The organism is Streptomyces sp. NPDC043876 (assembly GCF_056435825.1).
Map to the genome: position 1 here is coordinate 611,249 of NZ_JBWKDV010000003.1, position 12,647 is coordinate 623,895.

12 protein-coding genes are annotated in these 12,647 nt (G+C 74.0%); 7 read left to right on the top strand and 5 right to left on the bottom strand.

The window, feature by feature from the left end:
• Positions 1-4: 4 nt before the first annotated feature.
• From AC0693_RS12240 to AC0693_RS12250, 3 genes are all read left to right on the top strand, one after another.
• A complete protein-coding gene (locus AC0693_RS12240; protein WP_478801659.1) occupies positions 5-823 on the top strand; it encodes a 2OG-Fe dioxygenase family protein in 819 nt (272 codons plus the stop codon).
• Between the two features lie 127 nt (positions 824-950).
• Entirely contained in the window at positions 951-1,400 is a 450-nt protein-coding gene (locus tag AC0693_RS12245; RefSeq protein ID WP_468465792.1) for an SRPBCC family protein, read from the top strand.
• A 66-nt stretch (positions 1,401-1,466) separates the two neighbouring features.
• Positions 1,467-2,471 carry an NAD-dependent epimerase/dehydratase family protein gene (locus AC0693_RS12250; protein WP_469316783.1) on the top strand — a complete coding sequence of 335 codons (1,005 nt, stop codon included), beginning with the start codon at positions 1,467-1,469 and terminating at the stop codon, positions 2,469-2,471.
• Positions 2,472-2,518: 47 nt separating this feature from the next.
• Here the strand turns inward: AC0693_RS12250 and AC0693_RS12255 are convergent, their stop codons facing one another.
• From AC0693_RS12255 to AC0693_RS12265, 3 genes are all read right to left on the bottom strand, one after another.
• Entirely contained in the window at positions 2,519-3,337 is an 819-nt protein-coding gene (locus AC0693_RS12255) for a phosphatase PAP2 family protein (protein WP_478801660.1), read from the bottom strand.
• Positions 3,338-3,396: 59 nt separating this feature from the next.
• Complete coding sequence (locus tag AC0693_RS12260) at positions 3,397-4,341, bottom strand: YihY/virulence factor BrkB family protein (RefSeq protein ID WP_468465786.1); 945 nt, start codon at positions 4,339-4,341, stop codon at positions 3,397-3,399.
• Between the two features lie 63 nt (positions 4,342-4,404).
• Positions 4,405-6,192, bottom strand: coding sequence for a bifunctional phosphatase PAP2/diacylglycerol kinase family protein (locus tag AC0693_RS12265; RefSeq protein ID WP_478801661.1), 1,788 nt, complete (start codon positions 6,190-6,192; stop codon positions 4,405-4,407).
• A gap of 439 nt (positions 6,193-6,631) precedes the next feature.
• On the opposite strand from AC0693_RS12265, the gene AC0693_RS12270 reads away from it, so the two are divergent.
• Both AC0693_RS12270 and AC0693_RS12275 read left to right on the top strand, forming a co-directional pair.
• Positions 6,632-7,909 (top strand): globin domain-containing protein, encoded by a 1,278-nt coding sequence (locus AC0693_RS12270; RefSeq protein ID WP_478801662.1) that lies wholly within the window; start codon positions 6,632-6,634, stop codon positions 7,907-7,909.
• 38 nt (positions 7,910-7,947) lie between these two features.
• Positions 7,948-8,574, top strand: a complete 627-nt coding sequence (locus tag AC0693_RS12275; protein ID WP_469316787.1) for a pyridoxamine 5'-phosphate oxidase family protein — start codon at positions 7,948-7,950, stop codon at positions 8,572-8,574.
• Here AC0693_RS12275 and AC0693_RS12280 read toward each other — a convergent pair.
• The gene (locus AC0693_RS12280) at positions 8,522-9,418 is read right to left on the bottom strand and encodes a YihY/virulence factor BrkB family protein (protein ID WP_468465778.1); all 897 of its coding nucleotides are present in this window, start codon (positions 9,416-9,418) and stop codon (positions 8,522-8,524) included. The genes AC0693_RS12275 and AC0693_RS12280 overlap by 53 nt on opposite strands.
• A 216-nt stretch (positions 9,419-9,634) precedes the next feature.
• Between AC0693_RS12280 and AC0693_RS12285 the strand changes: the two genes are divergently transcribed.
• Positions 9,635-10,378, top strand: coding sequence for a class I SAM-dependent methyltransferase (locus tag AC0693_RS12285; RefSeq protein WP_469335643.1), 744 nt, complete (start codon positions 9,635-9,637; stop codon positions 10,376-10,378).
• A 397-nt stretch (positions 10,379-10,775) separates the two neighbouring features.
• Here the strand turns inward: AC0693_RS12285 and AC0693_RS12290 are convergent, their stop codons facing one another.
• A complete protein-coding gene (locus AC0693_RS12290; protein WP_478801663.1) occupies positions 10,776-11,318 on the bottom strand; it encodes a GNAT family N-acetyltransferase in 543 nt (180 codons plus the stop codon).
• Positions 11,319-11,484: 166 nt separating this feature from the next.
• On the opposite strand from AC0693_RS12290, the gene AC0693_RS12295 reads away from it, so the two are divergent.
• Positions 11,485-12,576 (top strand): serine/threonine-protein kinase, encoded by a 1,092-nt coding sequence (locus tag AC0693_RS12295; protein WP_478801664.1) that lies wholly within the window; start codon positions 11,485-11,487, stop codon positions 12,574-12,576.
• The last annotated feature ends 71 nt before the right edge of the window (positions 12,577-12,647 follow it).

The following is a 12,647-nucleotide window of genomic DNA, read 5'->3' on the forward strand; positions in this document are numbered from 1 at the left end:
ACACGTGGAAGAGGCCGAACCCGAGCCCGAGCGGCGGTCGCACGCCGACGCGGACAGCATGGAGGACCTGCGCGCCCACGGGTTCGCCCGCTACGGCCCGGAGCAGCTCGGCATTTCGCCGGCCGGCTCCGACGCGGACGACCTGGCCCGGATCCGGGAGGTCTTCGCGGAGCTGCCGCCGGACCCGTACGCGCCGGGAACGAACCGCTTCCGCCGTTACTCCCATGCCGTGTACCTGCCGTGGAAGGACGAACTGTCCTGGATCCCCGGCACCCCCCACCCCGTCCACGGCACGGTCACCGACTTCTCCCAGGACGGCCCCGATTCCCGGCGGCCCCGGCGCGTGCTGCCCGACATCCCCGAGGCACTGCGCGCCAACCCGCTGCTGCTGCGCCTCCTGCGCTGGGACATCGAACAGGTCCTGTCCCTGAAGAACCTCCGCACGCGCCCGCTGTGGGCCGGTGTCCACCTCATCAGCCTGCGCGTCGACGGTCCCGGCCAGGTCGCCGTGTCCACCCCCGACTGCCTGCACCAGGACGGCGGTTCGGCCGCCACCTTCACCTTCGCCCACCTGATCGGCCGCACCAACGTCACCGGCGGCCGGAACGTCATCGCCACACCGGCCGGCGCGGGTCTCCAGCCTGAGGACCCGTGGGCGGACATCCACGCCGACTTCACCCTCACCGACCCGCTGGAGGGGTACGCCGTCCACGACCACCGGGTCAGCCACTACGTCGGCCCGGTCCGTCCGGGCTCCGGGCCGGGGCCCGGAGAGCGCTCCGTCCTCATCGTCGGGCTCGCCCCGTACGTCCCCCAGCTGTGACGCGGTCCCCTCACCTTCAACCGGCCGGGGGAATGGCCAGGAGGAACGAGGGCAGGGGCGTCGGCAGGGGAAAGGATCCCCGGATCCGGCCGGGCACCGCCCGGCCGACGGAGAGGAAGGACGATCCATGTCGAAGGTCGAAGAGTCCGTCGAGGTCGATGTCCCCGTGCGCACCGCTTACAACCAGTGGACGCAGTTCGAGACGTTCCCGCACTTCATGGACGGTGTGGAGCGCATCGACCAGCGCACCGACACCATGACGCACTGGGTGGCGAAGATCGGCGGAGTGACCAAGGAGTTCGAGGCGGAGATCACCGAGCAGATCCCCGACGAGCGGGTCGCGTGGACGACCCTGGGCGGCGAGGTGAAGCAGGCGGGCGTGGTCACCTTCCACCGCCTGGACGACGCGAAGACGAAGGTCATGCTCCAGCTCGACTACGACCCCGAGGGCTTCACGGAGAACGTCGGCGACAAGCTCGGCTTCGTCAAGCGGCAGGTCACCGGTGACCTGAAGCGCTTCAAGGAGTACATCGAGGACCGCGGCCGCGAGACGGGCTCCTGGCGCGGCGAGGTCTGACGGCGGCCCGCAGCCGGGCCGCCCCCGGGGTGCGGACGGCACATCCGGGATGATTGACTGGGCCGTATGGAGATCTTGGTTCTGGGCGGAACGGCGTGGGTGGGACGGGAGTTGTCCCGCCAGGCGGTGGAGCGCGGGCACCGCGTGACGTGCTTGGCGCGGGGCGCGAGCGGAAGCGCCGCCGACGGCGCCACGTTGGTGGCCGCCGACCGGCGCGACCCCGCGGCGTACGACGCCCTGCTCGATCGCGACGGTGAGTGGGACGCGGTCGTCGAGGTGTCGTGGCAGCCGGGCTTCGTCCGGCACGCCCTCGACGCGCTCGGCGCCAGGGCCAAGCACTGGACGTACGTCTCCTCCGTCAGCGCCTATGCCTCCCACGGCGACCCCGGCGCGGACGAATCCGCGCCCCTGCTCCCGCCGACGGAGCTGAGCGAGGCCGACCGCTCCCTGTACGGCGAGGCCAAGTCGGCCTGCGAGCGGGCGTCGGCGGCCGCCGTGGGGGACCGTCTCCTGATCGCCCGCGCGGGTCTGATCGGCGGGCCGGGAGACGGCAGCGGGCGCAGCGGATACTGGGTGGCCCGCGCCGCACGGGATCCGCACGGCCGGATGCTGGTGCCCGACGAACCGGCCCTGCCGACCCAGGCGATCGACGTGCGGGACCTGTGCGCCTGGCTGCTCGACTCGGCCGAAGCGGGCGCGACCGGCGTCTACAACGCCGTCGGGCCCACGGTCCCCCTCGGAGAGTGGATCGCCCTGTCCCGCACGGTCGGCGGGCACGTGGGTGACGTGGTCCCCGCCTCCTCCGCCTGGCTGCTCGGCCAGGACGTGACGGAGTACATGGGTCCGGAATCGCTGCCGCTGTGGGTGGTCGAGCCCGGCTGGGAAGGGTGGGCCGCCCGCAGCGGGGCCGCGGCCCTGGCGGCGGGCCTGCGCCACCGGCCGCGGGCGGAGCTGATCGCCGACACGCTGCGCTGGGAACGCGAGCAGGGACTGGACCGCGACCGCCGCGCCGGCCTGAGCGCCGCGCGCGAGCGCGAACTGCTCGTCGCGCTGGACCGCACACCCGTCTGACGCACCACCGCGCACCCACCTCCGCACACGGCCGCTGACGCCCCGCGTCAGCGGCCGTGGCCGTGCCCGCCGAAATCCACGGGCGGTTCCGGATCGGGCGCAGCCAACTCGGGCTCCAGGCCGTCGGCCACGGGCACGCGGGGGAGCCCGGTGTCCGCCCGCCACGCCTGGAAGACGAGCGTCGTGGCGGTGACCACGACCAGGCCCAGCAGCCAGCCGCCCACCACGTCGCTCACCCAGTGCACCCCCAGCGCGACCCGGGTGTAGCCCACCCCGATCACGGTGGTCACGGCGAGGGCCCAGGCGAGCGGGCGCCAGGCCCGGGGCGCCATCGGGAGCAGGACCAGCAGCAGGACGACGCAGGACGTGGTGGCCGTCATCGCGTGGCCGGAGGGGAAGGAGTAGCCGGGCGCGTGCGCGACCGGCTGGGGCAGCTGCGGCCGGGCCCGCTCCACCACGTGCTTGGTCAGCAGGCCGATCAGCCCGCTGGAGAGCGCCGTCACCGCCGCCCACGCCGCCAGCCGCCAGGCGCGGCGGACCAGCAGCCACACCACCAGCGCGGTCACCAGCAGCCGCATCGTCACCGGGTCCCACAGGATGCCCGTGAAGAACTGCAGCATGTGCACCCACGCCGGGTGCGCGAGGGCCGTCTCGTGCAGCCGGTCGGCCGTGCCCCGGTCGAGCCGCAGCAGCGGGGGCCACCCGGATTCGACGAGTACGAGGGCGAGCGCGAAGGGTACGGCCGCCACCGCGGCGGCGGCCGCGGCGAGGAGCAGCCGGGAACCGTAGGCCGCGTCGGGTCCGCCGTGGCGGGCGAAGAAGCTCCGGACGGGCCGCGAGAGCCGCCGGGTGGTGCGCTGTGCCATGGAGTGGCGTCTCCGTTCGGAGGGGACGGGTGCGGGGATCGGCACCGGGGGAGGGGCGGTCAGACGCCGGGGTCGGGCCTGATCGGGTCCTTGATCCCGGCGCGTACGGCTTCCAGCTGCGCGGCGAACGACAGCCCCAGGAAGAGTGCCATGGAGGTGAGGTAGGACCACAGCAGCAGGGACATGACCGCGCTGAGCGGCCCGTACACGCTGTTGAAGGAGCCGCTCGCGCCGACGTAGACGCTCAGCCCCCAGCTGGCGGTGAGCCACAGCGCCAGGTAGACCACGGCGCCGAAGGCCAGCCAGGTGTAGCCGGGCTGGTCGCGGCGCGGGGAGAGGCGGAAGACGGCGCTGGTGGCCAGCACCGCCAGCAGCACCCCGATGGGCCAGCGCAGCAGCTCCCACGCGCGGGTGGTGACCGGCCCGAGCCGGTAGACCTCCGCCACCGCCTGCGCGAGGTCGTGGCCCAGCACGGTGAGGATGAAGCTGAGTCCGAGCGGGAAGCCGGCCAGGGCGGCCATGAGCAGGCCGCGGGTGTACTTGCGCAGGAACGGCCGGTCGCGTTCGTTGCCGTAGATGCGGTTGGCGCCGCGCTCGACCTGGCAGAGCCCGGTGGTGACGTTGACCACGGAGAACAGCAGGCCGAGCCAGAGGGCGGCCTCGCCCCCGTGGCGCCGGCTCCGTGCCAGGGCGTCGTCGACGAGGTCCTGGCTGGGGCCGGTGGTGATCCGGTGGATCGTCAGCTCGACGACGCGGCCGATCTCCTCGGAGTGCAGGAGGCCGGAGAGGCCGACGGCGGCGATGGCCAGCGGCACGAGGGTCAGCACGGTCTGCAGGGCGAGCGCGCGGGAGTGGCTGAAGCCGTCGGCGTAGCGGAAGCGCACGAAGGAGTCGCGCGCCAGGCTCCAGCCGCCGTAGCGGCGCAGCGCGGCCCAGGCCTCGTCGGCGGAGAGCTCCTCGCCCTGTACGTCACGTCTCTGCGGAACCCGCGTCGCGGTGCCCATCGTCTCCTCCCCTTCACTGCCCCTGCGGACTCTGGTCCCGGCTCTGCCGGGGCGGTACGTGGCTCAGCGGGGCGGGGCGAGCGTCGTGCTCGGCTCCGGGGCCGGGCCTGCCTCCGCGTCCGGATGCCCGTCCGCGCCGGCCGGCACTGCGGCGCGCGTGGCCGGCGACGCCGGGCGTCCCACGCCGGGCAGCACCCGGGGGACCCGCACGCGCAGGGCCCCCGGCTCGATCTCGGCGCTGAGCAGGGCGCCGGACACGACGGCGTCCCCGTCGATCTCCCGCGGCTGCGGAGTGGCGCACCGGATGTCGACCCGGGTGGCGCTGAAGTACTCCAGCGCGCCCCCGGCGGCGGTCCCGGCCCTCGCGTCGACGCCGGGGCGGGCCGGGCCGCGCAGGCCCCGACGGACGAGATGGACGCCGGCCGCCAGCCAGCCGAGCGGACCGCGCGGCGCGAACACCACGACCTCGAAGCGGCCGCTATCCGCCCTGGCCCCCGGCAGCAGCGGCAGACCGCCCTGGAGGACGCCGACGTTGCCGATCACCGCCATCCGGGCCCGGCGCCGGATCCGGCGCCCGCCGTCGAGCTGCATGGTCAGCCGGATGCCGGGGTCCCCGAGGTGGCGCACGGCCGACACGACGTAAGCGGGCCAGCCGAGGCGGGACTTCAGACGCGGCGAGGCGTCCTGCACCATCGCCGCGTCGAAGCCGACCCCCGTCATCACCACGAACCGGGTCGTCGGCATGCCGTCGCCCCGGACCCGGCCGACGTCGATGCCGCGGCAGCCGCCCGACAGGGCCTGCTCCAGGGCGGTCACCGGGTCCAGCGCGAGCCCCAGGTTCCGGGCGAGCAGGTTCCCCGTACCGCAGGGCACGACGGCCAGCTCCGTGCCGGAGCCCGCGAGCAGATCGGCGCAGGCGCGGACCGTGCCGTCACCGCCGCAGACCACGACCAGCGCGGGTGGGCCGGCGGCGAGTTCCGCGGCGAGATCCCCGCACGGGAGGTCCGCGGCGGTCAGGATCCACCGCTGCTCGGCGCGCCCGTACCGGACCAGCACGGCCCGTACCCGCTCGGCGAGTTCGGCGTCGCACCCGTGCGGATGCCGGACGACGACGGTCCTTCCGAGCGCCGGGGAGCCGGTCCGTGCGAGCGGCGCGGGGACCGGGGAGGCCCCGCCCCGCGGCTCCCGGGCCGGGCGGCCGGCCAGCAGGACCGCTCCCAGTACGGCCAGGGTCACCGAGCCGTTGAACAGGCCGCCCAGGACGTCGGAGGGATGGTGCATCCCCCGGTAGAGCCGCGAGGACGCCACCGCGAGCGGGACCAGCAGGAGGACCGCGGCGCAGGGCCGCCGCCACACCCCGCTCGCCCGCGTCAGGGTGAGCACGGCCAGCCCGCCGTACAGGGCGACGGACGCACCCACGTGCCCCGAGGGGAAGCTGGAGGTGGGCGGCGCGAGGTCGAGGTGGGGCACGCCGGGGCGCGGACGCTCCACGGCCAGCGTCACGAGGAGGAACATCGCGGACTGGACGACGACCGAGGCGGCGAGGAACCCCGCTTCGGCCCACCGCGGCGCCGGTGGCACCAGCAGCAGCGCCAGCACACAGGCCAGTGTCAGGCAGGTGATCACCCGGGTGCTCGCCGCGAGCGAGAACCATTCGGTGACCTCGGTGAGGGCCGCCCCGCGGTGGGCGGCCAGGGCCCGGTTCAGCCCGTCCTCCGCCGAGAGGGGCCAGTGCCCGGCGAGAGGGCCGGTCACCGACCGGCCCACCACCACCAGCAGCCCCAGGTTCACCGGCAGCGCCAGCAGGAGCCAGGCGCGTCTCGCGGCCGCCGGGCCGCCGCTCCGCGTCATCGGAGGGCCGCGGCCCGTGCGGTCGGGGCGGGGGAGAGCAGTGACACGGGGGTTCCCTTCACTTCACAGAGCGTCGACCCCCGCATGCCCAGGAACGCCCCGTCGAAGCGTCCCGCCGGGGCCCAGTGGCACACTGACGTCTTCTTCCGGACCCGATCGCCCCTGAACCGCTGCGAAATGCTCCCTAAGAACCGAATCGCGGAGTGCGGAATCGGTCGCGCCGGTTGTCGCGGCCCGGTACTACTTCTGAGTCACCCCCACGATCATGTAGCCTCCGGAACCGCTCGATCCGTTTGAACGATCAATTGTCAGCAGGAGGACCCATGCACGCCCGCGCCGCTGCCCCCACCGCCACCCTCCCGAGAGGTGGTGAGGTCGTGCGCGCCACCGCCGGACGCTCGCGGCCGGGGCGCATACCGACGGGAGGAGCGCTGGTCTCTTGAGGTTCCGGATCGGACGTCCGACGAACCCGCCCGCGCATCCGCCCCTGCACCCGCAGGCACAGGACCAGGACCGCCACCACGCGGCTCCCGGCCCGGCCGACGCCCCCGGCGTCCCCGGTGAACCGGCTCCCGCCGAACCGCCGCTCTCGCCTCGCGAGACGGCGCTCGTACGGGCCTCCGTTTCCGTCGTCGAGCCGCATGCCGCGGACATGACGGTCTACTTCTACGCGATCCTCTTCGCCCGCTACCCCGAGGTCCGCCCGATGTTCCCGCCGGGCATGGACGCCCAGCGCGGCCGCCTGCTGCGCGCCCTGCTGCACATCGTGGACCTCGTCGACGACCCGGAGGCCCTGCTGCGCTTCTGCGGCCATCTCGGCCGCGACCACCGCAAGTTCGGCACCCTGCGCGCCCACTTCCCCGCCGTGGGCGAGTGCCTGCTGGCCTCCCTGGCCCGCTACGCCGGTCCGGCCTGGACCGCGGAGACCTCCGCGGCCTGGGCCAAGGCGTACGGTGTGGTCGCCGACGCCATGATCGGCGCGGCCGAGGAGGACGAGGCCCGGCGGCCCGCCGTCTGGCCCGCCACGGTGGTGCACAAGGTGCTGCGCGGCCACGGCATCGCCGAGATCACCGTACGGCCGCACCTGCCCTACGCGTTCGCGGCCGGCCAGTACGTCAGCCTCGAAACGCCGTGGTGGCCCAAGCACTGGCGCTACTACTCCGCCGCCAACGCGCCCCGGCCGGACGGCACTTTGACCTTCCACGTGCGCGCGGTGAGCGGCGGCACGGTCAGCGACGCGCTCGTGCACCGCTGCGCCGTGGGCGACGTGCTGCAACTCGGCGCGCCGATGGGGGACATGGTGCTGGACGCCGCCGTCCACAAAGACCTCCTCTGCGTGGCGGGGGGCACCGGTCTCGCGCCGATCCGCGCCATCGTCGAAGAGGTGGCCCGCCGGGGCGGCCGGCACAAGGTGGACCTCTTCCTCGGAGCCCGTACCGGCGCCGAGCTGTACGGGGTCGACGACATGCTCCGGATGGCGCAGCAGCACCACTGGCTGTCCATCAGGGGCGCCGTGTCCCACGAGCACATCCCCGGCATCCGGGGATCCCTGCCCCAGGTACTGGCGGAGTACGGCCCGTGGTACCAGCACGACGTCTACCTCAGCGGACCGGCCCCGATGGTGGTCTCCGCCAGCCAGACGCTGACGCAGCACGGCACCCTGCCCGACCGCATCCATCACGACCCGTTCGAGACCCCCGTCCTGTCCGCCCACTGAGCCACAGGTCTCGCCGATCCTGCCAGGAGTACGCCCCCGTGACCCTTCCCCCCTCGCCCTTCGGATCAGCGGGTGAACACCGGCTGCAGCAGCACCTGGGCAGCGCCGGACGCGCCGCCCGTTTCTACGACCAGCAGGTGCGGCCCGAACTCACGCCCGAGATGCGCGAGTTCATCGGCCGTCAGAGCATGGTCTTCCTGGCCACCGCGGACTCGCGCGGCGAGTGCGACTCCAGCTTCCGCGCGGGCCCGCCCGGCTTCGTGCACGTGCTCGACGAACACACGCTGGTCTACCCCGAGTTCCGGGGCAACGGCGTGCTCGCCAGTGCGGGCAACATGACCGAGAACCCCCACCTCGGCATGCTCTTCGTCGACTTCACGCACGACCACGTCGGACTGCACGTCAACGGCGTCGCCCGGCTGCACCTCGACGCCGAACTGCGCTCCGCGCACCCCGGCCTGCCCCGCGACCCGGCGCCGGGCCGAGGCCCCGAGCTGTGGGTGCACCTGACCGTCGAGGAGGCCTACATCCACTGCTCCAAGTACATACCGCACCTGGTGCCGGCTCCCCGCACCGGCCATCCGGCCGACCGCCCGAAGGACACGGAGTACTTCACCGGTTCCCGTTCGGCGGCTCTTCACCAGCCCGTGCCAGGACTGCGTTGAACTGCGCGCCGGTCAGGAGCGCCAGGTTGGTGAACCACAGCCACACCAGGAAGACGACGATCCCCGCCAGTGAACCGTAGAGGCGGCTGTAGGTGCCGAACTGCGTGTAGAGGGTGAAGAGGGCCGAAGCGCCGAGCCACAGGAACGCCGCCAGGGCGCCGCCCGGGAAGCCCCGGCGCGTTCCCCTGGCTCCGGCCGGCCCGGTGCGGTAGAGGATGAGGATCAGGGCCGTGACGATCACCAGCAGTACCGGCCACCGCAGGGCGGCCATGGCGTCCGTACCCGAGTAACCGGCCGCCGCCGCGATCCGCCGGGCCACCGGCCCGGTCGCGACGAGGCTCGCCGCGCCGCCGACGAGCAGGGCCAGCAGCGCCAGGGCGGTGAGGACGAGGATGTGCGCCGCGCGCAGGGGCGGCCGGGTGTCGGGCAGCCGGTACATCGCGTGCAGGGCGCGGCGGAAGACCGCCAGGTAGCTGGAGGCCGACCACAAGGCGCTCACCACACCGCTGACGAGCAGGACCCACAGGGAGGACGGCGTCGAGGTGAGGCCCTCCAGGGCCTCGCGGAGCACGATCGCCGACTGCTCGGGGGCGTAGGAGGTGAGGTCGAAGATGAGGCGCTCGCGCGTGCCCGCCCCGGCGAGCCCCACCAGGGAGACCGAGACGAGCAGGGCGGGCACCAGCGCGAGCACCGCGTAGTAGGTGAGGGCCGCCGCGTAATCGGCGATGTTGTCGTTCCACATGCGTACGGCGGTGCCGCGCAGGGCTGAGCGCGCCCGGCCCAGCAGTCGGACGGTGCGGTGTCCCGGGGTGCTCCGGTTGGTACGGAGAGTGTTCGATGCCACGGTGTCATCCTGCCCTGCGCCGCCCCTCTCATCCTCGGCGGGCCACAGGCCGGACCTGTGCGGGAGACCGGTACACCGCCCGCATTTTCGTGGCTTCCGCCAAGGCGGAGGCCCTGCCCCTTTGGGAGAGACTGCCAACCACAAGCCGCGGCGCAGCCCATGTGCAGAGCATGCAACGGCCGTTGACGTGGTGAATCCAACGGGGAGGACGGCGCGATGAGCGCACAGCAACAGTACGACGAGATCGGTGAGGCCTACGAGGGGTTCAAGGCCCTGCCGCTGGAGCAGTACGCGGTGGTGCCCGGTTTCCTGTCCCTGGTCGGGGACGTGAGCGGCAAGTCGGTCCTGGACCTGGCCTGCGGCACCGGCTTCTACAGCCGGGAATTCAAGCGGCGCGGCGCCACCGACGTGCTGGGAATCGACATCTCCGGCGAGATGGTCGCCGTGGCCCGGAAACTGGAGGAGCGCGACCCGCTGGGCGTGCGCTACGAGGTGGGGGACGCGTCCGGCCTGCGGACCTTCGAGCAGCCCTACGACATAGGCCTCGCCGTCCAACTGCTCAACTACGCGCCCGACATGGCCACCACCGAGCTGATGTGCCGCGGTATCCACCGGAGCCTGAAGCCCGGCGCCGAACTGTTCCTGCTCAATCAGTCGCCCGACTTCCGCTTCGACGGGCCGTCACCGGAGAAGTACGGTTTCCGCAGTGAGCTCACCGGGAGCGAAGGCGAGACGGGCCCCCAGGTCCGGACCACCGCCCTGCTCGACCCGCCGGTGTCGTTCCTCGCCAACCGCCCCCGTCGCGACGTCTACGAGAGGTGCCTGGCGGCGGCCGGGTTCAGCGAGCTGACCTGGGTTCCGCTGACGGTGTCGGAGGCCGGTGTGCGCGCGTTCGGCGCCGACCACTGGGCCGATCTCCACGCCAACCCCCCGCTGGAAATGCTGCGATGCCGCGCCTGACGACCGGCCGCGCGGGCACCCCGGGGCCGTGCGCGGGTCCGGCGCGGGCGCCGGGCCGCTGCCGTCGGATCCGTGGCCCGGGGGCGGCGGTACGAGCGTCGGCGCCGGGGGTGTGCCGGGCGTCCCCGCCCGGCCGGGGAGGGGGCCGGGTACGGGGTGTCCGGCTGCCGTACGGATCCGGGCGGCAGCCCGTCCTGCGTGCGGCCCGGCCGCACGCCGCCGGGGGAGGTACGGCATGCGGCTGAGGCCGCTCCGCAAGCCCCACCCGGGGGGTGGCGGCTTGCGATGTCACGCGTCTAACCCGGCCGCCCCCGCGCAAACACCTTTACTCCCGACTTTTCTGAGAGCGGGTCAAGAACCCGCGCACGGAAGCAGCGTGGCGGCGCGGTGACCCGGGTCAGGGGCGGTCGAGGCCCCAGGTCTGCAACGCGTAGGGCCTGCCCTTCTCCTCGCCCCGGATCAACGGCACGTCGAGGAGCCGGAACCCGGCCGCGGTGGCCACGGCGACGCTGGCGGCGTTCTCCGCCTCCAGCTCCAGGACCACCCGGTCCACGCCCAGGTGGGCGAAGGCGTACGCCGCCATCACCCGGACCGCGCGGGCGGCCACCCCCTGGCCCCGGTGGGCGGGGCCGACGGCGTAGCCGAGTTCCGTACCCTCCGGAGCGCGCTTCAGCATCACCTCGCCGAGCGGGGTGCCGCCGTCGGCGGTGATGGCGAGCAGGAGGGCGGTACCCTCCGCGTGCAGCTGCCGGGCCCGCCGCAGCCGGGTGCGGGCGGCCTCGTCGTCGAAGGGCGAGACGATCGGCGTCCAGTACGCGATGTCGGGATGGTCGAACAGTGCGGGCATGGCGGCCAGGTCGGACTCCGTCCACCCACGCAGGACCAGGCCTTCCCCGGGCAGCTCGACCCGGTCGGGAAAGGGGGACGTACTGCTGCTCATGCCGGTGGACCTCCATGGCCGGAAGGGGACGAGGCAGCGTACCCGGCGGTCCCGGGGAGCCGGTTCACCGGTGACCCCCGCGGGCGCGACCCCGTGCCCGGTGTATGGAGCGGGCGAAGGCGGGTAGGGGCGGGGGCAGTGCCCGTCAGTGGAGGAGGATCCCCGCATGCCGGCCAGTCCCGTCACGACGTCCGGAGCGCCACCCCGCCGCGCGGATGCCGTGCTGGGCGGCCGCTACCGGCTCGACGCACTCATCGGGGTGGGCGGGACGGCGGACGTGTTCCGCGGCGTCGACCAGGTGCTGGGGCGCGAGGTGGCCGTCAAGGTGCTGCGGGCCGGCTCGGCCGCGGTCACGGTCGACCGCTTCTGCGACGAGGCCCGGACGATGGCGGGCCTCTCGCACCGGGCCCTCGTCACCGTCTATGACGTCGTCCGGCGCGGCCAGGCCGCCTTCATGGTCACCGAGTTGATCCGCGGCACCACCTTGCGCGCCCGGATGGCCGCCGGGCCCCTCAGCCCCGCCCAGGTGGCCCGGCTGGGCGCCGAGATGTCCTCGGCCCTCGACCACGTCCACGGCCGCGGAGTGGTCCACCACGACGTGAAGCCCTCCAACGTGCTGCTCCACGAGGACGGATCCCCGCGCCTGGCCGACTTCGGCCTGGCCAGGGAGGTACGGGACCCCTCCCGCTGCGCGCCCGGCCCCCTGGTCGGCACCCCCGCCTACATGGCTCCGGAGGAACTGCTCGGCCGCGGCGCGAGCACGGCCGGCGACATCTACGCCCTGGGCCTGACCCTGCTGGAAGCGCTCACCGGCCACCGCGAGTACGAGGGGCCGCCGGTGGCCGCCGGGACCGCCTCGCTGCTGCACTCACCGCGCGTACCCGACGGGTTGCCGGGCGGTCTCGGACACCTGCTGGAGGCGATGACCCACCCCGACCCCCGCGCCCGCCCCGACGCCGCGGCGGTGCACCGGCGGCTCCGCCGCGCGGTCGCCCCCGGACCCGCCCCGCGGCTTCGCGCCCCGGTGCGCCCCGCCCCGCCCCGCGCCGACGGAACCGGCGCCCTCCCCGGCGGGCGGCACGCGCGGCCGCGCGGGCGCCGGCCCGGCCGGCGGGGCGCGGTCGCGACGCCGCTGGCGGCGGCGGTGGGCACGGCCCTGGCCTGCGCCCTGCTCACGGGCGGCTCCCCGGCCGGCGCCGATCGCCCTCGTCTCCCGGAAAAGTTTTCGGTGCACGGCAACCCTTTGCGCGGCCGGTGACCACAAGGGTTCGGATCCGGCCGGTCGGCGGCCTGCCGGGTCCACCTTTCCTCTGGTGAACGGCACGCAAG

Coding starts and splice junctions, on each gene's coding strand:
- AC0693_RS12285 (WP_469335643.1), top strand. CDS start 9,635: ATGAGCGCACAGCAACAGTACGACGAGATCGGTGAGGCCTACGAGGGG.
- AC0693_RS12250 (WP_469316783.1), top strand. CDS start 1,467: ATGGAGATCTTGGTTCTGGGCGGAACGGCGTGGGTGGGACGGGAGTTG.
- AC0693_RS12260 (WP_468465786.1), bottom strand. CDS start 4,341: ATGGGCACCGCGACGCGGGTTCCGCAGAGACGTGACGTACAGGGCGAG.
- AC0693_RS12255 (WP_478801660.1), bottom strand. CDS start 3,337: ATGGCACAGCGCACCACCCGGCGGCTCTCGCGGCCCGTCCGGAGCTTC.
- AC0693_RS12295 (WP_478801664.1), top strand. CDS start 11,485: ATGCCGGCCAGTCCCGTCACGACGTCCGGAGCGCCACCCCGCCGCGCG.
- AC0693_RS12265 (WP_478801661.1), bottom strand. CDS start 6,192: ATGACGCGGAGCGGCGGCCCGGCGGCCGCGAGACGCGCCTGGCTCCTG.
- AC0693_RS12290 (WP_478801663.1), bottom strand. CDS start 11,318: ATGAGCAGCAGTACGTCCCCCTTTCCCGACCGGGTCGAGCTGCCCGGG.
- AC0693_RS12245 (WP_468465792.1), top strand. CDS start 951: ATGTCGAAGGTCGAAGAGTCCGTCGAGGTCGATGTCCCCGTGCGCACC.